The organism is Bacteroides sp. 3_1_13 (assembly GCF_001185845.1).
In the GTDB taxonomy this organism is placed as follows: domain Bacteria; phylum Bacteroidota; class Bacteroidia; order Bacteroidales; family Bacteroidaceae; genus Bacteroides; species Bacteroides xylanisolvens.
Genome location: NZ_KQ236955.1, coordinates 563,940 through 588,037, shown reverse-complemented (window position 1 = coordinate 588,037; position 24,098 = coordinate 563,940). Strand labels below are relative to the sequence as shown.

At 42.8% G+C, this 24,098-nt stretch carries 12 protein-coding genes; all 12 read left to right on the top strand.

Annotation, left to right across the window (positions count from 1 at the left end; all coding sequences use genetic code 11):
• Positions 1–109 precede the first annotated feature (109 nt).
• Positions 110–3,499 (top strand): TonB-dependent receptor, encoded by a 3,390-nt coding sequence (locus tag HMPREF9009_RS02255; RefSeq protein ID WP_049701336.1) that lies wholly within the window; start codon positions 110–112, stop codon positions 3,497–3,499.
• Between the two features lie 11 nt (positions 3,500–3,510).
• Entirely contained in the window at positions 3,511–5,457 is a 1,947-nt protein-coding gene (locus HMPREF9009_RS02250) for a RagB/SusD family nutrient uptake outer membrane protein (RefSeq protein ID WP_049701335.1), read from the top strand.
• 32 nt (positions 5,458–5,489) lie between these two features.
• Positions 5,490–7,130: a SusE domain-containing protein gene (locus tag HMPREF9009_RS02245; RefSeq protein ID WP_008770559.1), complete on the top strand. Its 1,641-nt coding sequence runs from the start codon at positions 5,490–5,492 to the stop codon at positions 7,128–7,130.
• 98 nt (positions 7,131–7,228) lie between these two features.
• Positions 7,229–8,791, top strand: coding sequence for a hypothetical protein (locus HMPREF9009_RS02240; RefSeq protein WP_008642449.1), 1,563 nt, complete (start codon positions 7,229–7,231; stop codon positions 8,789–8,791).
• Between the two features lie 11 nt (positions 8,792–8,802).
• Entirely contained in the window at positions 8,803–10,452 is a 1,650-nt protein-coding gene (locus tag HMPREF9009_RS02235; protein ID WP_049701334.1) for a hypothetical protein, read from the top strand.
• Positions 10,453–10,763: 311 nt separating this feature from the next.
• Positions 10,764–12,971, top strand: a complete 2,208-nt coding sequence (locus tag HMPREF9009_RS02230; protein WP_049701333.1) for a glycoside hydrolase family 3 N-terminal domain-containing protein — start codon at positions 10,764–10,766, stop codon at positions 12,969–12,971.
• A 79-nt stretch (positions 12,972–13,050) separates the two neighbouring features.
• Complete coding sequence (locus HMPREF9009_RS02225) at positions 13,051–15,501, top strand: beta-glucosidase (RefSeq protein ID WP_049701332.1); 2,451 nt, start codon at positions 13,051–13,053, stop codon at positions 15,499–15,501.
• Between the two features lie 29 nt (positions 15,502–15,530).
• Complete coding sequence (locus tag HMPREF9009_RS02220) at positions 15,531–16,643, top strand: glycoside hydrolase family 88/105 protein (protein ID WP_008023255.1); 1,113 nt, start codon at positions 15,531–15,533, stop codon at positions 16,641–16,643.
• Between the two features lie 53 nt (positions 16,644–16,696).
• Positions 16,697–18,565: an FAD-dependent oxidoreductase gene (locus tag HMPREF9009_RS02215; RefSeq protein ID WP_049701331.1), complete on the top strand. Its 1,869-nt coding sequence runs from the start codon at positions 16,697–16,699 to the stop codon at positions 18,563–18,565.
• A gap of 7 nt (positions 18,566–18,572) precedes the next feature.
• The gene (locus HMPREF9009_RS02210) at positions 18,573–20,639 is read left to right on the top strand and encodes an alpha-galactosidase (RefSeq protein WP_049701330.1); all 2,067 of its coding nucleotides are present in this window, start codon (positions 18,573–18,575) and stop codon (positions 20,637–20,639) included.
• Between the two features lie 234 nt (positions 20,640–20,873).
• A complete protein-coding gene (locus HMPREF9009_RS02205; protein ID WP_049701329.1) occupies positions 20,874–22,172 on the top strand; it encodes an acetylxylan esterase in 1,299 nt (432 codons plus the stop codon).
• A 114-nt stretch (positions 22,173–22,286) separates the two neighbouring features.
• Positions 22,287–24,083, top strand: a complete 1,797-nt coding sequence (locus tag HMPREF9009_RS02200) for a glycoside hydrolase family 2 protein (protein ID WP_008642463.1) — start codon at positions 22,287–22,289, stop codon at positions 24,081–24,083.
• Positions 24,084–24,098 lie beyond the last annotated feature (15 nt).

The following is a 24,098-nucleotide window of genomic DNA, read 5'->3' as shown; positions in this document are numbered from 1 at the left end:
GACTGCCATTATGACAAAAAAAATCGGATAAATATTGCCGTATTTACCCGATAGTAATTCCCTAGTTAAATCAATAAATCCAAAATTGTTAACCTAAAAAGAAATTTTTATGGTAAAGAAAACTATTTTTTTACACTTAAAGAAAAGACTTAAGCTTTTTTGCATTATAAACGTCTTTTTTATGATTCCATTCTCTTCATTCGGTACTAATTCTATTAGTTGGAATTCCGAAGAAGATTTATTCTCAGTACAGTATGAGAATGTTACAGTTAAAGATATTTTAGATTATATCGAAAAACATAGTAAGTATATTTTTATTTACTCTGCTAATGTTCAGAAAAATCTGAATAACAAAGTCTCCATTTCAGTTTCCAATAAGAAAATAGATGCTGTATTAAAAGAGTTGTTCTCAGAGACAGGACTGAATTATAAGATGTCGGGAAGACAAATTACTATTTCGGTGCCAGAAGCTCCTAAAGTACAACAAACTATACAACAAAAGGGTATTAAGGTAACAGGTAACGTTTCAGATGAAAAAGGTGAGCCTTTGATTGGTGTAACAATCATTTTGAAAAATGATTCCACAGTGCATGCATTGACAGACATGAATGGTAATTATAGTATTATTGTTCCTGAAAGAAAATCTGTGCTTTCTTTCCGTTATATTGGTTTTGTTCCTAAAGAAGAGGTAGTTAATAACCGGAAGGTTGTTAATGTACAAATGGTAGAAGATGTTGGTCAATTAGATGAGGTTGTAGTGGTTGCCTATGGCGCACAAAAGAAAGAGTCTGTTGTTGGTTCTATCACAACGATTGAGCCTGCTAAGTTAAAGGTTTCTACTACTCGTTCAATAAGTAATAATCTGGCTGGTACAGTTGCCGGTGTATTAGCTGTGCAACGTTCTGGTGAACCGGGATATGATAATTCTTCTTTCTGGATTCGTGGTATTAGTACATTCCAGGATGCCGGACAAAACCCATTGGTTTTGATTGATGGTATAGAACGCGATTTGAATAATATTGATCCTGAAGAGATAGAATCTTTTTCTGTGTTGAAAGATGCTGCTGCAAGTGCTGTTTATGGAGTGCGGGGAGCTAATGGTGTTATTTTAATTAATACAAAACGCGGACAAGTTGGTAAACCTCGTGTGACTGTAAAGGCTGAATTTGCAGCTACACAGCCAGTTAAACTTCCCGAGTATTTGGGTGCGGCAGATTATATGCAGGTTTTGGATGATATCTTGATGGATACAGGACAACAGCCTAAATATACAGATCGTATTGCAAAAACTCGTGCAGGTTATGACCCTGATTTATATCCGGACGTGAATTGGATGGATGCAATCGCAAATGATTATGCTTCGAATCAGCGTGTAACAGTAGATATTTCTGGTGGTACAGAGACATTACGTTATTCTTTTGTTGCTGCTGCGTATAATGAACGTGGTATTTTGAAACGTGATAAAAGCTATGATTGGGATCCTACTATTAAATTGCAACGTTATAACGTTCGTTCTAATGTGGATTTGAAATTAAGTCCTACTACGCAATTACGTTTTAATATTGGTGGATATTTGCAAGATAGAAATTCTACAACGAAAGATGTATCTCAAATTTTCCAGAAAGCGTTCGTTGCTGTACCTCATGCTTTCCCTGCACAGTATTCCAGTGGACAGATACCGACAACAGAGGAGCCAAACGTTTGGGCATGGGCTACTCAAAGTGGATATAAAAGAAGAAGCGACAGTAAGATTGAAACACTGTTTTCTGTAGAACAAGATTTGAAATTCTTACTTCCGGGATTGAAAGTAAAAGGTACATTCTCATTTGACAGGTTTTCTTCAGGTACTGTTTCTCGTGGAAAGACACCGGATTATTATGTACCTGCTACAGGACGTGATGATGAAGGTAATTTGATTATAGCATCAAAATCCAATGGTACTAATTTCTTGGATTACTCAAAAAGCGGTGACTATGGAAATAAGAGCGTATATATGGAAGCAACTTTGTCTTATGACCGTACATTCGCAGAGAAACATTCCGTTGCTGCAATGTTATTGTTTAATCGTCGTAATTATGATGATGGAAGCAAGTTGCCTTACCGTAATCAGGGATTGGCAGGACGTGCATCTTATACCTATTCGGGTAAATATGTAGGTGAATTTAATTTTGGCTATAATGGCTCTGAAAATTTTGCCAAAGGTAAACGTTATGGCTTTTTCCCTTCAGGAGCAATTGGCTGGATTGTATCGGAAGAGGCATTTATGCAACCATTGCGTAAGGTCATATCTAAATTGAAATTGCGTGCGTCTTATGGTCAGGTAGGTAATGCTAATTTAGGTGGACGCCGTTTTGCGTACCTTTCTACAATTACCGATGACTATGATACATTAAACATGTATAAATGGGGATTGGATAGTAGTTATGGTTTAACTGGTATGGCGGAAGGTGAGTTTGCTGTACAAGATTTGACGTGGGAGATTGTTAATAAGATGAATTTGGGGGTTGAGCTAGGTTTCCTGAATGGTATGATTGATTTGCAATTAGATTATTTCGACGAACGCCGTAAAGATATATTTATGCCACGTGAGTCTGTTCCGATGACGGCTGGATTTATGAAGCAGCCTTGGAAGAATTTTGGAAAAGTGACTAATCAGGGTGTAGAAGTTTCCTTAAATGTTAATAAACAGTTTGGCAAAGACTTATTTGTCAGCTTAATGGGAACATTTACCTATGCTCATAATGAAATAACAGAAAAGGATGAACCTAGTGCAGTAGTTGGTACTAACCGTGCTGAAACAGGACATCCGGTAGGGCAATTAACTGGCTATATAGCAGAAGGTTTGTTTACAGAAGACGATTTTGAAGACGTAAGTACAGGTAAACTGAAAGAAGGAATTCCGACTCAAAGTTTTGTAAGCAAACTCCGCCCGGGAGATATCAGATACAGGGATGTCAATGGTGATGGTAAAGTGGACGTATTTGATAAATCGCCAATCGGAGGAACAAAAGATCCGGAGATAGTATATGGCTTTGGACTGAATATGAAATATAAGGATCTAGATTTTGGAGCTCTCTTTCAAGGAATAGGTCGTAGTTGGAATATTTTAGGATCAAGCATTATTCCGGGTGCCAATAGAGGAGTGACAGGCAATATGTTTACTAATGCAAATGATCGTTGGACTGTAGACAACCCAAGTCAGAACGTATTTTATCCGCGATTGGATGACGGTATAAATAGTAATAATAACCAACCATCTACATGGTGGCTGCGGAATATGAGTTTTTTACGTTTAAAAAACATTGAACTTGGTTATTCCTTACCAAAGAATTTGTGGAGAAATACTACAGTTATATCAGGCATTCGTCTTTTCGTGAGAGGAACAAATCTTTTAACATTCTCAAAATTTGATTTGTGGGATCCGGAAGTCGAAAATACTACAGGGGCTGCGTACCCAATTATGAAATCGTTATCTGCAGGTTTTGAAATTAAATTCTAATAATAGCGCATATGAAAAATAGCATATTAAAATTTATAGTACTAAGTATTATTACGACATTTACTTTTTCTTCTTGTTCTGATTATCTGAATAAGCAACCGGATGACCAGTTGGATTTAGAATCAGTATTTGAGAATAAAAAGAATATGGAACGTTGGCTGGCATATATTTATCGCGGCCTGCCCGAATATTATACTTATGATGGTCCGGATGCCATAGCTGATGAACTGATTCCTTCAGTTGGTTGGGAAGCGCAAGGATTTAAAGCCATTCAATATCAAAAAGGTAACTGGACAGCAGACAATCCCGGGGTAATTGCTTATTGGAATACTTATCCCAAATATATTCGTTCTGCTTATTTGTTTATAAAACATGCTCACCCATTGGAGGCTGTACCGGCTGAAGAAGTAGACTTTATGAAAGCTGAATGCCGTTTCTTTATAGCTTATTATAATTCTATGATGGCTATAGCTTATGGTTCAGTTCCTATTATTCGCGAGGCTAGTGAAAGTACTTCGGCTGATGATCTGATGTTGAAACAAGAGCCGTTTTATAATGTAATTGATTGGGCAGATCAAGAAATGCTGGAAGCTTCAAAACAATTGCCTGCCACTCAAACTGAAGATAAGAAATATGGCCGTGTGACTTCTGTTGGATGTTTGGCAATGCGTGCTCGTATGTTATTATTTGCTGCTAGCGACTTGGTGAATGGTAATCCTGCATTGGCGAATATAAAAAACATTGATGGAACCCCTATCTTTAATTCTGCACATGATCCGGAACGATGGAAAAGAGCAGTAGATGCTTGTAAACTGGTTATCGATGAGGCGGAAGCCGCTGGCTATCATTTGCATTATGAATATTTGGATAACGGTGATATTGATCCTTTTCTTTCTTATCAGAATGCAGTGATGAAGAGATGGAACGAAGCTAACAGAGAATTACTGTTTGTTCGCACAATGGATTCTGGTGGATGGTATGATAAAAACTGTATTCCACGTGGTTTGGGTATTAATGGAGTGGGAGCGATCGGAATAACCCAATCTTTGGTTGATGCTTTTTTCATGAGAAACGGTCAAAGACCTATTATAGGTTATAATTCGGATGGTTCTCCTAAAGTTAACCCTGATGCTAATTATTCAGAGACAGGCTTTAGTACGCAAAAAGAGACCTATTCTACAAAGTGGCAGTATGGGTCTTCAGAAGGAGATCGTAATAAAGATGAAAATGTAGTTGTAGATGCCAATACCTATAAAATGTATTGTGACCGCGAGCCTCGTTTTTATATTTCAGTACTGCATAACGAACAATGGCATATTGGTGGTAAGAGAAATACAGATTTCTATATGGATGGTAAAGACGGTGGTCCTTCTCATGACGCTCCATGGAGCGGCTATCTGGTACGTAAGAGAGTAGATCCATCTGCAAATCCCAAAGAAGGTAGTGGAGATTATAAAAACCGTCATGGTGCATTATGTCGTTTAGCAGAGATCTATTTAAGTTATGCTGAGGCGTTGAATGAATATAGCATTGAGAAGGGCACTTATACTGCCAATCAAAAAGAGATTCTGAAATATGTCAATTTGATTCGTGAGCGTGCGGGTATTCCCGAATATAGTGTTTCAGCTGAAGAAGGCAAGATAACAGCCCCATCAGATCCTGTAGAAATGCGCGAGTTAATTCGTCAAGAAAGGCGTGTGGAATTGAATTGTGAATCTGGACTTCGTTTTAATGATCTGCGTCGCTGGAAATTAGCCGAGAAAGTATTGGATGGTGATTTTTATGGCATGAATGCTTATATTAAAGTATCCGATGCGGACTATAGAAATAAATATTATACTCGTACAGTATATCAGACACGTAAGTTTATAAGCTATTGGTGGCCTATTCCACAGGACGATATTGATAAGAATTGGAATTTGGTACAAACTCCTGACTGGACCGTCGGAAACCAATAAATAGTTATAATATTAATATATTGAATATAGATATGAAAAACGGATATATATTTAAGAAGAACCTTTTACGGTTCTTCTTCCTGACACTTGCTTCGTGTTTCATAGTAGCATGCAATGATGATGACGATGCTACTAATTCGCTCGACAATCGTACAAGTTTAGTTCTTACTCCTTCTGATTATGAAATAGAACTCAAGGAAGATACCCCGGATGAGGTTGCATTGACGTTAAACTGGACGGAAGCTGACCCAATAGGCTCTGACTATTATATTTCCTATCTTTATAAAATGGATCTGGAAAATAACAGTTTTGGAACAAACACAATGATAAGGGAGTATATTGATGATGATTTTTCTAAAAGTTATACTCATAAAGAATTGCAGAGTTTATTGGTGTCAAAGTGGAAGCAGCAGCCTGGTGATTTAGTAAAGTTACAAGCCCGTATTATCGGTTCTGTAGAAGGACCTAAGTTTGTAAAACCGGAAGTTTCTACAGTTACTATAAAAGTAAAGATGTATTCTGAAAAGACTTTTGTAGCAGACCATCTTTATATGTCAGGCACAGCTGTTGATGGTGAAGATCTTGAAATCTTGCCAATGGAAAGTCAGCCGAAGCGTTATGTTTCCATTTGTGACTTGAAGGCAGGTAATCTTCACTTCCCGATTGTTTGGAAAGATGAAAATAAGATTAATGCCATCTCACCAGTTGCTGCAGAACAACAGATTACTGATGGAGCAATGGAAGCTAAAATTAAGGGGATAGATAATGCTGGATATTGGGTGATTCCTGAAGATGGGCAGTATCGTGTAGTGGTAGATTTTGAAACACGTACCGTTACTATAGGTTTGGCTAGTAATTTTATAGAAGCTGATAAAATCTATATTGCCGGAACTTGTGTTAGTGCAGATGTAGAGATGACTCGCACGATAGAAGATGAAAATCAATATGCGTTCCATGCAGAACTGCAACCTGGTACTATTTATTTCCCGATCTTGTTTAATGGACAGAAAGATATGGCTATTGCTCCCGAAGAATCGGGCGATTTTACAGATGGTACAGCAATGAATATCTCGACAATGAGTCCGGAAGCAGCTGCACTTGCTTATCATTGGAATATCAAGACTGCGGGTGTCTATCGTGTTGTGATTAACATAAATACTAAAAAGGTTACGATTTACTCCCCCGAAACAGATCCTAAACCAATGGTTGTTTCGTGGACATGGAATAATAATACGATGACTACCACTATTGAAAGAGTCTTTATTTGGGGACCATACGATGGATGGGCTAAAGATGGCACTGGTGATACAGGATTCACTATGGCTCATTCTATGACACCTAGTTTGGCAAATCCTTATTTGTTTATATACAAAGGAGCGGAGTTACCCAGAAAGAATTCCATTAAAGACAAAGATGGAAATGCACATCCGGGTGGATTGAACTTTAAAGTCGGACCGCAAAGTGCAGGTTGCTATACCTTTGGTTCAACAGCAGATGCCATCAGAGGATCTTATGACGGTTGCCTTGATATTGCAGAGAGTGACTACAATCAGAAACAGACTGTAGTCGGAGGGCAATCTCATAACCGCTATGCCTTCTTTAGTGTACCTGTAGGAGTTAATTACATAGAATTAGATATTAAAGAACTGACAGTATTCTTTGATAAGAGATAATCAAGCAGGATAAAATTAAGAGTGCTATATCAATCTCGTGATTTTTATATGAATAAAGAGAACAATGATATAGCACTCTTTAAAAAACAATTAGTAGTATGGTTATAAGAAAGATTAGTTATTATAGAGTAATTGTGTCTCTTTGTCTGTTTATGTTCCTTTTATCTCCTGTTTTCGGAGACGAGAATTCAGCCGTTTCATTTGATAAGGAACTACCGGAGAATAACATAGTTACGATTCAGCCTGATTCTTTGCGTATTCTTCATAACCCGCTTACAGGATGGGTGCTCTATGCAAGTATGGGAGTGGATGCTGCAGATTTTTGGGCACAGTATGACCATATGTATATTCCTGAACTAGGACACAATGTTAGTGTGACAGATTATGCTCATACGCTTTATATTCGCGCTAGTTGGACAGATTTTAATCCACAGGAAGATGTATATGGTTGGAAAATTGATTCTAATTTAAGAGCATATATTGAAGGAGCTTATCAGCGGAATATGCGTTTGGCATTTCGTGTTGTAGTTGACAGTCGTGATAAGAGAACAGAATTTACTCCTCAATTTGTAAAAGATGCCGGTGCAAAAGGATTTATGAATAAAGGTAAATGGTCACCTTATTCTGACGATCCTGTTTTTCAGAAGTACTATACTAAATTTGTGAAGGCTCTGGCTAAAGATTTCAACGATCCTTCGAAAGTTGAATTTATAGATGGATTCGGACTTGGGAAATGGGGAGAATATCATACAATGATTTATTCAACAGGTGATGATACTCCAAAGAAAGCAGTTTTCGATTGGGTGACAGATATATATTCTCAAGCTTTTGATAAAGTTCCAGTAGTAATTAACTACCATAGATGGATTGGTGCGGGAAAAGATTGGGTAGATGATGAACATTTTGCTGCTGACAGTGAAGAAATGTTGGAAGAAGCAATCAAGAAAGGATATTCATTGCGTCATGATGCATTTGGCATGACAACCTATTATGGCAGTTGGGAGCGTAGGTTCGCAAAAAAATATCGTAATATCTGCCCCATTATTATGGAAGGTGGCTGGATTGTCAAATCACATAGTTATTGGCAGGATCCTAGAGGATATCGCAAGGATTCACACGAGGACGTAAGACGCGGTGAGTTTGATGACAGCAAAGAGGCACATGTCAATATGATGGATTTCCGTTTTGGCGATACAGAGTCCTGGTTTAAAGATGCTTTTGATTTAGTACGCCGATTCCTTCGGGAAGGGGGGTATAGGCTCTATCCCAGTGAAATCTCTTTGCCGTTAGAAGTCTCTAAAAAAACAACTCCGACTATTAAACATTGCTGGAACAATTTGGGATGGGGGTACTGTCCTACTAATATTCCGCAATGGAATCAAAAATATAAAGTAGCTTTCGCTTTGCTCGATTCTGAAACGAATGAGGTGCGATATACATTTGTGGATACGAATACTGATTTATCGAAGTGGATAAAAGGAAGTCCCGCTGAATATGTATTTGAGCCGGATATGTCCAAAGTTGAAACGGGTACTTATGTTTGGGCTGTGGGCCTGGTTGACCGGAGTAATAAAGATCTCATAGGGCTGGACATTGCCGCCAAAGGGGATATATTGGATTCGGGCTGGTTAAAATTGTCGAAAGTAAGCATAAAAAAATAAGAGCTATAGGTATGAAGATTAATTTTCAAAATATGTGCAGTTTGAGAAAAATAAGTTGTGGGCTTATTTTTTCTATGGCTATATCATTAGTCGCTTGTGGCAGTGATAATGATGAAGAAGGAGGTGGTAATGGTGATGATGGTTTGGTAGAAGATACTTCTATTCCTGGAAACAGCATTGTCATGGTAAAGCAGAATCGAAATATCATTTTGCATAATCCTCTTTCCGGATGGGTATTATATGCGGGTATTGGTGATGGTTTATCTTCCACATTCTGGCAGGATTATGATAATTTCCCGTCATCGGAAGGCACTGTAAAGGTCTCTGATTATGCAAATACCTTATACCTTCGTGGTGCCTGGGCTGATTTTAATCCTGAAGAAGGAAAATATGCATGGAACTCCGATTGTGATACCCCTTCGGCTAAGCGACTGAAGATGTTGATAGAGGGAGCTAAGCAAAGAAATATGAAATTGGCCTTTACTTTTGTGGTGGATAGCCGTGATAAGCACTATAATTTTACTCCGAATTTTGTAAAAGAGGCTGGCGCGAAAGGATATGAGACACAAACAGGTTCAGTAAAAGTATGGTCTCCCTATCCGGATGATCCTATTTTCCAGAAATATTATGAGAAATTTATCAGGGCTTTGGCTAAGGATTTTAATGATCCCGACAAAGTACAGTTTGTAAGTGGTTCAGGATTTGGAAAATGGGGAGAGTATCATAGTGTATGGTACTATCAGGTGCGTGAGTTGGGAAAACCGGAGCTGCCGACTCGTGAGGCTGTTTTCGATTGGGTGACAGATTTATATTCTCAAGTATTTGATAAAGTTCCTGTGTTTGTAAATTATCATCGTTGGATAGGTACAAGTAAGGAATGGGACGGCAATAATTATGATAAAGATACTGAAAGATTAATAGGAAAAGCAGTAGCTAAAGGGTATTCATTACGTCACGATGCGTTTGGTATGAAAACTTACTATTCTACTTGGGAACGCAATTTTATAGCCAAGTGGAAGTATCTCGTTCCTGTAGTAATGGAAGGTGGCTGGGTGAAAAATTCTCATGGAAACTCGATTCAGGGAGATGGATATGCCAATTATGCAGAAGTACGTCAGGGTGAGTTTGATGAGGCTAAAACAGCCTGCGTCAATATGATGGATTTACGCTATAATTCAGACTTTCGCAATGGAGAAACTTATTCATGGTTTAATGAAGCTTTCCAATTAGTTAAACAATTCTGTACAGAAGGAAGCTACCGTTTATTTCCGGACAGAATTTCTTTGCCTACAACTATCTCTAATGGTAAACAGATTGAAATAGCGCACCGTTGGAATAATTTTGGTTGGGGATATTGTCCGACGAATATTCCCCAGTGGAAGAATAAATATAAAGTGGCTTTTGCTTTATTGGACACCAAGAATGATAAACCGAAGTATGTATTTGTTGATGGAGAACCGGAAGCTTGTGATTGGGTGAAAGGTACGGCTAAATCATATACGTTTACAACCCGGGTTGAAGGCGTGGAGGCAGGTAAATACATGTGGGCTGTTGGGATTGTTGACACGGCAAAGCAGAATGAGATTGGAATTCACCTTGCTGTAAAGAACAATGTAACATCTGCCGGCTGGTTGAAATTATTTGAAGTTACCGCTCGGTAAGTCATAGTCAATTGCTACGAGATACATTAATTGTTGGTAATGAGTGTATTGACAGGTCATAGTTCTCCGGTTCGTTGGGGGTATATTTCCAAGATGCTAGCCATATATATGCTACGTATTGGATCTATATATGCTGCATATTGGATCTATAGATCCAACGTGTTGGGCATATATCTCCAATGAACTGATTGTAAGTGATTGGTACTTAGGTAAATGATAAGTGTATGGAATGGCTGGAATAATTATTTGCTTACGTATTGCTTGATATACATCTGAAAACTAGAAATAATAATTAACTGACGAAAACATTGATGAGAAAAAAAGTTTTGATTTTGGGATTGTGCCTATTGGGAGTCACACATTCTCTTTCGTCAAAAGATAAAAAGAGTATTCCTTTGTATAAGGATGCCAAAGCTCCAATTGAAAAACGTATTGATGATTTAATATCGCGTATGACATTGGAGGAAAAGATTTTGCAGCTAAACCAATATACATTGGGACGAAATAACAATGTGAATAATGTTGGCGAAGAAGTGAAAAAAGTACCGTCAGAGATTGGTTCTTTGATTTACTTTGATATAAATCCAGAGTTGCGTAATAGTATGCAGAAAAAAGCGATGGAAGAATCTCGTTTGGGCATTCCCATCATTTTTGGCTACGATGCTATTCATGGATTTCGCACCATATATCCTATCTCGTTGGGGCAGGCCTGTTCATGGAATCCGGGATTGGTAGAACAGGCATGTGCGGTATCTGCACAAGAAGCCCGCATGTCTGGGGTTGATTGGACTTTTTCTCCCATGATCGACGTGGCACGTGATCCTCGATGGGGACGTGTAGCCGAAGGATATGGTGAAGATCCTTATACAAATGGAGTGTTTGCCGCTGCTTCGGTGCGTGGGTATCAGGGAGATGATATGTCAGCAGAGAACCGTATGGCTGCTTGTCTGAAACACTATGTAGGTTATGGTGCTTCGGAGGCTGGGCGAGATTATGTTTATACCGAAATTTCAGCTCAAACTCTTTGGGATACTTATCTGCTGCCCTATGAGATGGGAGTGAAAGCTGGTGCGGCCACTTTGATGAGTTCTTTCAATGACATCAGTGGAGTACCCGGGTCAGCTAATCCTTATATCATGACCGAGATATTAAAGAAACGCTGGAAACATGACGGGTTCATTGTGTCTGACTGGGGGGCTGTGGAACAGTTAAAGAATCAGGGATTAGCCGCTACAAAGAAAGATGCTGCTCAGTATGCTTTTAATGCGGGGCTTGAAATGGATATGATGTCTCATGCCTACGATCGTCATCTGAAAGAGCTTGTAGAGGAAGGTAAGGTAACAATGGCACAAGTTGACGAATCAGTTCGTCGGGTATTGCGTGTAAAATTTCGTCTGGGTTTGTTCGAACGTCCTTATACTCCGGTTACTAATGAGAAGGATCGTTTTTTCCGTCCGCAAAGTATGGCTGTGGCCGCTCAACTAGCAGCAGAATCAATGGTGTTGTTGAAAAATGACAATCAGATATTACCACTTACAAACAAAAAAAAGATTGCCGTAGTAGGTCCAATGGCAAAAAATGGTTGGGACTTATTGGGTTCCTGGTGCGGACATGGAAAAGATACGGATGTGGAAATGCTCTATGATGGGTTGACTGCCGAGTTTGGAGGAGACGCCGAATTACGTTATGCAATGGGATGCAAACCGCAGGGCAATGACCGTTCAGGTTTTGCTGGCGCATTGGACGTTGCTCGTTGGTCTGATGTAGTCATTGTTTGTTTGGGCGAGATGCTTACCTGGAGTGGTGAGAATGCTTCCCGTTCTACGATTGCTTTGCCACAGATTCAGGAAGAATTGGTGAAAGAACTAAAGGAGGCTGGTAAACCTGTTATATTGGTGCTTTCTAATGGACGTCCCTTGGAGTTAAATCGCATGGAACCTCTTTGTGATGCTATATTGGAGATATGGCAACCGGGAATAAATGGTGCGCGTTCAATGGCAGGAATTTTATCCGGACGTATCAACCCTTCCGGTAAACTAGCCATGACGTTCCCTTACTCCACAGGACAAATTCCTATTTATTATAATCGCCGCAAGAGCGGACGCGGACATCAGGGATTTTATAAAGATATAACAAGCGATCCGTTATATCCGTTCGGGCATGGATTAAGTTATACCGAATTTAAGTATGGCACTGTTACCCCTTCTGCCACTAAGGTGAAGCGTGGCGATAAACTGTCAGCAGAAGTGACCGTCACCAACACCGGTTCCCGCGACGGAGCAGAGACTGTTCATTGGTTTATTTCCGATCCTTATTGCTCTATCACCCGTCCGGTGAAAGAACTGAAACACTTTGAGAAACAACTTATCAAAGCCGGCGAAACGAAGACTTTCCGTTTCGACATCGACCTGGAACGTGATTTCGGTTTTGTCAATGAGGATGGTAAACGCTTCCTTGAAGCCGGCGAATATCATATTCTGGTACAAGGAAAGACCGTTAAAATAGAACTGATAGACTAAAAATGTAAAGAACAAAAGTGTGTGAAGAGCTGATAGCTAAGTTGGTTTTTTACACATGCTATATTAACACAGAATCACCATGAAAAAGAAAATAGGAGGCATAGGTTTATGTATGCTATGGAGCATATTAACCTGTGCACAAACAATCACTCCCCAAGCCGAACAACGTGCGAAGGACATTGTATCAAGAATGACTTTGCAAGAGAAAATAGAGTATATCTCCGGATATACCAGTTTTTCTCTGCGTGCCATTCCCCGTTTGGGAATACCTGAAATCAAGTTGGCTGACGGGCCGCAGGGAATTCGTAATCATGCTCCCAAGAGCACTTTATATCCTTCCGGAATACTTTCCGCTTCTACTTGGAACCGGGAATTACTTTATAAGTTAGGGCAAGGCTTGGGACAGGACGCCAAGGCAAGAGGAGTTAATATCCTGTTGGGCCCGGGCGTGAATATCTATCGTGCTCCGTTGTGCGGCCGTAACTTTGAATACTTCGGTGAAGACCCTTACTTGACAGGTGAAACGGCGAAACAATATATCCTGGGAGTACAATCGGAAGGAGTCATTGCTACAATCAAACACTTTGCTGCCAACAACCAGGAATGGAGCCGCCATCATGCCAGCTCTGACATAGACGAACGTACTTTGCAGGAAATCTATTTCCCGGCTTTCCGAAAAGCTGTACAGGAAGCCAATGTCGGCGCCGTAATGAACAGCTACAATTTGTTGAACGGTGTCCATGCCACCGAACATAAATGGCTGAATATTGATGTCTTGCGCAATCTTTGGGGCTTCAAAGGTATTCTGATGTCGGACTGGACTTCTGTATATTCCGCCGTAGGCGCTGCTAACGCCGGACTTGACCTCGAAATGCCGAAAGGACGTTTTATGAATTTGGAGAATCTGTTGCCTGCTATCAAGACTGGCACAGTGACAGAAGAAACCATCAACCTGAAAGTACAACACATCCTGCAAACTCTGATTGCTTATGGTATGCTGGATAAGGAACAGAAAGACAGCAACATCGCAGAGGATAATCCTTTCTCCCGCCAGACAGCTTTAGAACTGGCGCGCGAGGGTGTAGTCCTGTTGAAGAATGAAGGAAACTTGCTCCCGCTGAAAGGGAAGACAGCCGTGATGGGGCCTAATGCAAATTTGATTCCTACCGGTGGTGGCAGTGGGTTTGTCACTCCTTTTTCTACCGTCTCAGTGGCTCAAGGCTTGAAGGAATTGAAGAAAAAGAATCTGTTACTATTGACGGATGATGTGATTTATGAAGATATTGTCCATGAGTTTTATACTGATGCTAATCGTCAGATGAAAGGCTTCAAAGCTGAATACTTTAAAAACAAGACTCTTTCGGGCCAGCCTGAAGTAATACGCACGGAATCCTCTGTTGATTATGACTGGGGATATGGAGCACCTTTGGACGGCTTTCCGACAGATGGATTCTCTGTCCGTTGGACAGCCTGCTACATGCCACAAACTGACGGTCAGTTGAAACTTCATATCGGTGGTGATGACGGTTATCGTCTGTTTGTGAATGACAAGCATATTACAGGAGATTGGGGAAATCATTCATACTCTAGCCGTGAAGTTGAACTGCCGGTTGAGGGTGGTAAGGAGTACCGTTTCCGGATTGAATTCTTTGATAATATTTCTTCGGCCATCATTCGTTTTAATGCTTATAGCCTTAATGAGGCGAAACTTCGTCAAGGATTGGCAAAGGTGGATAATGTTGTGTTCTGCACAGGTTTCAATAGTAATACCGAAGGCGAAGGCTTTGACCGTCCGTTTGCCTTGCTTCGCTATCAGGAATTGTTTATCAAGAAGATTGCGTCCATGCATCCCAATGTTGTGGTTGTACTGAACGCTGGTGGCGGTGTGGATTTCACCAACTGGTATGATGCCGCAAAAGCGATTCTTATGGCCTGGTATCCGGGACAGGAAGGCGGTCAGGCAATTGCTGAAATCCTGACCGGTAAGATTTCTCCAAGTGGAAAGCTACCGATTTCTATCGAGCGGAAATGGGAAGATAATCCGGTGCACGGCAGTTATTACGAGAACTTAAAGGCGGAGATTAAGCGTGTAGACTATTCCGAAGGTGTCTTTGTCGGTTATCGTGGATACGACCGTTCGGGAAAAGAACCTTTCTATCCGTTTGGCTACGGTTTGTCCTATACTACTTTCGCTTATAGTAATATGGCTGCAGAGAAAACGGGTGAGCATCAGGTTACCGTTAGCTTTGATATAGAGAATACAGGTAAGATGGATGCTTCGGAAGTGGCACAGGTGTATGTGCATGATATACAGTCTTCTGTTCCCCGTCCGTTGAAAGAACTGAAAGGATATGAAAAGGTATTCTTGAAGAAAGGGGAGAAGAAGCGGGTTTCTGTTGTGCTGGATGAGGATGCATTCTCTTTTTACGATATGAATCAACACCGCTTTGTAGTGGAAAAAGGAGACTTTGAGATCTTAGTCGGGCCTGCTTCCAGTCAATTGCCTTTAAAGGCTACAGTTGAACTGTAATGACCGAATGATAAACAAATAAATATAGAATGAAAAAAACACTTTTATTGGGAGCGTCTCTGTTATGTTCCGTTTTTATAATGGCAACAGAGATTCCTTTTCAAAAAGCAGAAATAAAGTCTATTATGCGAAAGGTGGCGGATTGGCAGATTGCCAATCCACACCCCGCTCCTGAACATGACGACTTGAACTGGCCGCAAGGTGCTCTTTATGTCGGCATGGTGGATTGGGCGGAATTGGCTGAAAAAGAAGACAATGATGATACATATTATAAGTGGCTGACTCGTATCGGGCGGCGGAATTGTTGGCAGCCGGACAAACGGTTTTACCATGCTGATGACATCGCTGTATCACAGTCCTTTTTGGATTTATACCGCAAGTACAAAGACGAAGCAATGATTATCCCTACGCTCGCCCGTACGGAATGGATTGTCAATCATCCGTCCGAAGGCAGTTTCAAGCTGGTGGAGGGAGACTTAAAGACCTTGGAACGTTGGACTTGGTGTGATGCTCTCTTTATGGCTCCCCCTGTATATGCCAAACTGTATATGCTGACCGGAGAGAAAAAATATATCAAATTTATGAATCGTGAGTATAAAGCGACTTATGATTACCTGTTCGATAAAGAAGAAAACTTGTTCTACCGTGACTGGCGTTATTTTGATAAGCGCGAAGCCAATGGCAAGAAAGTCTTTTGGGGACGTGGCAACGGTTGGGTGCTTGGTGGTCTGGTTGAAATATTAAAGGAACTGCCCAAGAAAGATAAGAACCGCAAATTCTATGAGGAATTATTTGTAAAACTGGCTACACGTGTTGCCGGATTGCAGCATCCGGACGGTTTTTGGCATGCCAGTCTCTTGGATCCTGCCTCTTATCCATCACCGGAAACGAGTTGCACTACTTTCATTGTCTATTCCATTGCTTATGGAATAAACGAAGGTTTATTGGATAAGGAAATTTATCTTCCTGTAATGATAAAAGGCTGGAATGCATTAGTCTCGGCTGTGGAACCGAATGGGAAACTGGGTTATGTGCAGCAAATCGGTGCCGACCCGAAGAAAGTGACTCGTGACATGACGGAGGTTTATGGAGTTGGTGCTTTTTTGATGGCAGGCAATGAAATTTATAAAATGGCGAGATAATCTGTTCCCTCTGTGAAGATAGTAGACAATAATCATAAAAACGCTGTACTGTGATGAAAAAATTCTTATTGACATGCATAGCCGTAGCCTGTAGCCTTGTGGCTGTAGCCGAAGAACTGCTCATCGAAGCTGAAAGTTTCAGCCAGCGAGGCGGCTGGGTGCTCGACCAGCAGTTCATGGATCAGATGGGTTCGCCCTATCTCATGGCACATGGCATGGGCATCCCTGTGGCGGATGCTACGGCAGAAATCAACATTCCCCAGGCGGGCACTTACTACGTATATGCCCGTACTTACAACTGGACTTCACCTTGGACCGATGCCGAGGGCCCCGGAAAGTTCCGCCTGGCTTTAGGCGGCAAATTGCTGAAAGCTACATTAGGACATACAGGTAATTCCTGGCAATGGCAATTTGCCGGAAAGGCAGTATTGAAAGCGGGGACTACCACCCTTGCGCTGAAAGACCTCACCGGTTTCGACGGTCGTTGCGATGCCATTTACCTAACGACCGATGCGAACACGCAGCCCGCTACCTGGGATGCGGCAGAGACAGCCGCACTTCGTGCCCGCTTGCGACAACAACAGACGGTGCCCGCTCATCAATACGACTTTGTGGTAGTAGGAGGGGGAATAGCCGGAATGTGTGCTGCCGCATCTGCTGCCCGATTAGGTTGTAAGGTAGCACTAGTGAACGACCGTCCTGTATTGGGCGGCAATAACTCGTCAGAGATTCGTGTACATCTCGGCGGTATCATCGAAATGGGGCCTAATCAGGGATTGGGGCGTATGATACGTGAATTCGGTCATGAACGCTCCGGCAATGCCCAACCGGGTGACTACTATGAAGACCGGAAGAAGGAAGACTTTATAGATGCCGAAAAGAACATTACTCTTTATGTTTCTCAGCGTGCGGTAGCCGTGAAGATGCAAGGAGACCGCATTGCGTCAGTCACTATCCAGCACATCGAGACGGGCGAACAAACTGAACTTACCGCTCCTCTCTTTAGCGACTGCACAGGTGATGCTACCATAGGCTATTTAGCCGGTGCCGATTGGGCTATGGGGCGTGAAGGTCGCGATGAATATGGCGAGAGCCTTGCTCCCGAGCAACCCGACTCATTGGTGATGGGGGCTTCTATACAATGGTATAGTAAGGATATGAAGAAGAAAACCTCATTTCCTCATTTTGAATATGGCGTGCGCTTTGACGCTGAAAACTGTGAGCCTGTAACCATGGGCGAGTGGAAATGGGAAACGGGTATGAACCGTAATCAAGTCAGCGAAGCTGAACGTGTACGCGACTATGGACTTTTGGTGATATATTCCAACTGGAGCTATCTGAAAAATCACTATAAAGACCATAAGAAGTATGCCAACCGTTCCCTCGACTGGGTGGCGTATGTTTCAGGCAAACGTGAATCACGCCGTCTCTTGGGCGACTACGTACTGTCACAGGACGATATAGACAAGAATGTGGCGCACGAGGATGCTTCGTTTACCACCACTTGGAGCATCGACCTTCACTTCCCCGACAGCGTGAACAGTGTCCGCTTTCCCGGCAATGAATTCAAGTCGGCCACGGTGCATCGTTGGATTCATCCTTATGCCGTTCCCTATCGCTGTCTCTATTCGCGCAATGTGGACAACCTCTTTATGGCAGGCCGCAATATGAGCTGCACCCATGTAGCCTTGGGTACGGTACGTGTGATGCGTACTACCGGCATGATGGGTGAAGTAGTAGGTATGGCAGCCGGACTCTGCCACAAGCATCGTGTAGAACCGCGCGACATCTATCATCATCACCTGTCGGAACTGAAGCAACTTATGCAAGCGGGTCTGGGCAAACGCGATGTGCCCGATAACCAACGCTTCAACGAACCCAACAAATTGTTGGAAGTTCCGGGAGCTTACATCAAACCGTAGACAAACTATGAGCAAAAAAAATATTATTACGATATTTCTATCGGCAATATGTACCTTGCCGCTTTGGGGAGGACAACAGTATTACGCTTTTCTGAAAGGTGACACGCTACGTATGGGCAATAACTATATGGAACGCGTCATGCTGTGGAATAACGGTGCGCCTGTTACCATCAGCCTTACTGACAAGCAACACGGAAAAAACATTCCGGTACAGGGCAAACAACCCGATTTCTCGATTGTGAAAGGTATCCCTACGGACGCCACATTCACCGTGAACGAGATACCGACGAATGGCATCCACGCCAGTTATCTGCAGGCTACCGTGGCTTGCACTATCGGTTCGCTGAATATAGAGCGTCGCTATCGCATTTATGCAGACTGTCCCGCCATTGCTTGCGATACCTATCTGAAAGGGCAAGTGGAACTTTATCAGAATAAGGAGGATAACCGCTCTAATGCCGACCGTAAAAATATAGAGCACACGGCCGATATGGCTACGGGGGTGAAAACTCCCACGCTCGACAGGTTGCAACTATCCGGCAATCATTGGAGTGCCCGCACAATAGAGTTTTTCGACTACACCGATTGGAACGACAATCTGGTGACCGGGCGTACCTGGCTTCCTTACCGTCGCAATACGTATCGTGGTAATTTGCTTTTTGCTCATGACGTAGTTACGCGTCAAGGCTTCTTTTTTTTGAAAGAGGCTCCTAGCAGCAGTACTCAATTACATTATCCGGGTTCTGACTTCGTGGCGGACTTTAGCGATTTTATGGTAGTGGGGCTGGGCATTGCGTCTCATGATGTAAAGCCGGATAGCTGGACCCGCGTTTATGGATGCGTTACTGGTATCTATACCGGCGGCGAGCAAGAAGCGCTTACTGCCTTGCGCCTCTATCAGAAACAACTGCGCCACCACACCGCCGTACAGGATGAGATGATTATGCTCAATACCTGGGGCGACCGTAGCCAGGATGCCAAAATAGATGAGGCTTTCTGTCTGGCAGAACTAGACCGTGCCGCACGCATGGGCATCACCCTCTTTCAACTGGACGATGGCTGGCAGAGCGGAAAAAGCCCTAACTCAAAGACCGCCGGAGGTAGTTTTAAGGATATCTGGAAAAGTGGCGATTACTGGACGCCCAACCCTACAAAGTTCCCTCATGGGCTGAAACCTATTGTAGAGAAAGGCAAGAAATTGGGTATTCGCATCGGATTATGGTTCAATCCCAGCATACAGAATGATTTTGCCGATTGGCAAAAAGATGCGCAAGCCATTATCGGACTTTATAAGAAGTACGGCATCTGCTGTTTTAAGATAGACGGCCTGCAGATACCTACCAAGACAGCCGAACAGAATCTACGCCGACTGTTTGATACCGTGTTGGAGCAAACCAACTATGAAGTGATTTTCAACCTCGATGCCACTGCCGGTCGTCGCGGCGGGTATCACTATATGAACGAGTACGGCAACATCTTTCTGGAAAACCGCTATACCGATTGGGGCAACTATTACCCTTATCGCACCTTACGCAACCTCTGGATGCTGTCCCGCTATGTACCGGCGGAGAAGATGCAGATAGAGTTCCTTAATAAATGGCGCAATGCCGACAAGTATGACGTTGCCGACCCTTTTGCCCCCGCTCGTTACAGTTTCGATTACCTCTTTGCCATCACCTTGGCGGCACAGCCGTTGGCTTGGATGGAGGCTTCGAACCTGCCCGAAGAGGCTTATATTACGGCATCTCTGCTCAAGAAATACCAACCTTTGCAACTCCGGTTTCATCAAGGCGTCATACTGCCTATTGGTGAAGAACCTTCGGGACGCTCGTGGACAGGATTCCAATCGACCGTCTCCGGCACGCAAGGCTATCTTGTGGTTTACCGCGAAGATAATGAGCAAGCCAGGGGGACTATTGACACTTGGCTTCCTGAGGGTAAGAAAGTTACTTTTACCCCTGTAATGGGAAGTGGCAAAAAGTTTGCCGCAAAAGTCGGCGCACAGGGTAGAGTAAGTTTCGAGCTAAATGACAAGAACTCTTTCGCACTCTATCAATACGAAGTAAAACCATAAAAAGGCGGCTATCTGCATTTTACGCTAATCACGAATGATGTGTTAACTTCTGATTCGCAGAGTATTATGATGTGTGGAGAAGAGCATTAATATCTCTGCTGTTGGATGTTAATAGTTGAGTTGTCAGGTATTAATAGTTGGGCGGATAGGTATTAATAGTTGAGACAATGGGTATTAATAGCTGATAAATGGAATATTAATATAGCAATGACAAATGAAATAAAATAGGGAACTATGATAAAAAGTGTACGTTTTCTTCTTCTCCTGATAGCATTTGTCTCCATGCAGATAGTTGCATGGGGGCAGCCACAGGAAAGACTGGTTCAAGTGCAGGTCACTCCCGACCACACCAATTGGCTGTATAAACCGGGAGAAAAAGTGAAATTCAAAGTAGTGGTATTGAAATGCAATATCCCGCAGGATAATCTGGAAGTGCGCTATGAGATTTCGGAAGACATGATGAAACCTCATCAGACAGGCAAACAGCCTTTGAAGAATGAAAAGCTTGAAATTAACGCAGGGACTATGAAAAAAGAAGGATTCCTGCGTTGCCGCGCTTTCGTCACTTGCCAAGGGCGTGAGTATGAAGGCGTGGCTACCGTCGGCTTCTCTCCTGAGAAATTGCAACCGACCACTCCGTTGCCCGCCGACTTTCTGGAATTTTGGAAAAGTACCAAAGAAGCCGCAGAAAAGTGGGCACTGGAACCGATAATGACTTTACTGCCGGAAAGGTGCACAGATAAGGTGAACGTATATCATGTTTCCTTCGCGAACAATGACTATGCGTCCCGTATGTACGGCATCCTTTGTGTTCCGAAGGCTTCCGGGAAATATCCGGCGATTCTGAAAGTGCCGGGGGCAGGTATCCGTGCCTATAACGGAGAAGCCGAACGTGCCGGAAAAGGTTTTATCATTTTGGAAATCGGTATCCACGGCATTCCGGTCAACCTGACGGGAGATGTGTATCATCGGCTTTATAACGGTGCTTTGAAGAATTACCACTCGTTCAATATGGACAATCGGGACAAGTACTATTACAAACGGGTTTATACAGGCTGTGTGAGAGCCATTGATTTCATTTACACACTTCCCGAATTTAACGGTAACCTGGCAACCTTCGGTGGAAGTCAGGGCGGTGCGCTTTCCATTGTAATTGCCGGACTGGATGCTCGTGTCAAGGGATTGGTTTCTTTCTATCCAGCCTTGTGTGATATGGCGGGTTATACCCACGGTCGTGCAGGCGGTTGGCCGCATTTGTTTAAGGATGCGAAGAACCGGACGCCGGAAAAGATTCAAACCGTTCAGTATTTTGATGTGGTGAACTTTGCCCGGCAGGTCAAAGTTCCGGGATTCTATACTTTTGGTTATAATGATATGGTTTGTCCGCCTACTACCACTTACTCCGCTTACAACGTGATTAATGCTCCGAAAGAGCTGTTTGTAGCTGAGACGACCGCTCATTATGCCTATGCCGAACAGTGGAGCGCAGCCTGGAACTGGGTAATGAATTTCCTGAAAAATAAATCGAAATAGCACGGATTACACGGATTAACACTGTTGTTTTACCTATTCTATTCTAAAAACCGTGAGATCCGTATAATCCGTGCCTGAACTTATTATATACACTAATTATAACAACATACTTAAATGAAAACAGGTGAGAAATTAAGTCTATGTCTATTGTTGCTAATCGTTTTTGCTGGAAGCGTTGCGGCACAGGAGCTGATAACGAATGTATATGGTCGCAACATCCATTCGCTGAATGGTAAATGGAATGCTATCATCGACCTGTACGACCAGGGGCAACGGATGAAAATCTATGAGAACCGGCAACCGGAAGGAAATATCGATTTCTATGAATACGCGTTTGAAGGCGGGTTGCGTCTTAATGTTCCGGGTGACTGGAACTCTCAATCGCCCGAATTGAAGTATTACGAAGGCACTGTATGGTATGCCCGTCACTTTGATGCCAAACGCTTGGCAGACAAACGCCAGTTTCTTTATTTCGGTGCTGTCAGCTATCGTTGCAAAGTCTACCTGAACGGAAAAGAGATAGCAGAGCACGAAGGCGGTTTTACTCCTTTCCAAGTGGAAGTGACAGACCTGTTGAAAGACGGTGACAACTTCCTGGCGGTAGAAGTGAACAACCGCCGTACCAAAGACGCCATTCCCGCTATGGCATTCGACTGGTGGAACTATGGCGGCATCACAAGAGATGTGCTGCTGGTGAAAACTCCCCGGACATTTATAGAAGATTATTTTATCCAACTGGATAAAAATGCTCCCGACCGGATAATTGCCCGTGTGCGTCTTTCTGATAAAAAAGCAGGTGAGAAAGTAACAGTTGCCATCCCCGAACTCAAAATCAACGCGGAGCTCACCACCGATGCGGAAGGAAAGGCGGAAACCGTGTTGAATGCGAAGAAGCTGCAACGCTGGTCGCCTGAAGAACCGAAACTCTATGGCGTGACCGTCTCTTCAAGTATCGACCGTGTGGAAGAGCAAATAGGCTTCCGCAATATCACCGTGAAAGGAACTGACATTTACCTGAACGGGAAGCCGACATTTATGTGCTGTATCTCTTTCCACGAAGAAATCCCGCAACGTATGGGGCGTGCTTTCTCGGAAGCCGATGCAGCCATGTTGCTGAATGAAGCGAAAGCGCTTGGCGTGAACATGATTCGCCTGGCTCATTATCCGCAGAATGAGTACACGGTACGCCTGGCGGAAAAGATGGGCTTCCTTCTCTGGCAGGAGATTCCCATTTGGCAAGGCATTGACTTTACAGACGATGATACCCGTAAGAAAGCGCAGAGGATGCTTTCTGAAATGATTAAGCGCGATCAAAACCGTTGCGCGGTAGGTTATTGGGGTGTTGCCAATGAAACACAGCCTTCCAAAGAACGGAATGAATTCCTTACTTCCTTGCTCGAAACGGGAAAGCAGCTGGACACTACCCGCCTGTATGTTGCCGCTTTCGACCTTGTGCACTTCAATAGCGAAAAACAGCGTTTTGTAATGGAAGATTCTTTTACTTCCCAACTGGACGTCGTAGCTATCAATAAATATATGGGCTGGTATCATCCGTGGCCTGTGGAACCGAAAGACGCTATATGGGAAGTCGTGACGGACAAACCGTTGATTATCTCGGAATTTGGCGGCGAAGCATTGTACGGTCAGTCTGGTGATGAGAACGTAGTCAGCTCTTGGAGTGAAGAATACCAGGCACGCTTGTACAGAGACAATATCCGTATGTTCGACAATATCCCGAACCTGCGTGGCGTTTCTCCCTGGATTCTGTTCGACTTCCGTTCCCCATTCCGTTTCCACCCCACCAATCAGGATGGCTGGAACCGCAAAGGACTCATATCCGACCAGGGTATGCGTAAGAAAGCGTGGTATCTGATGAGAGATTATTACATGAAAAAGAGAAATAACCGATAAGTTTAGTTATATTTG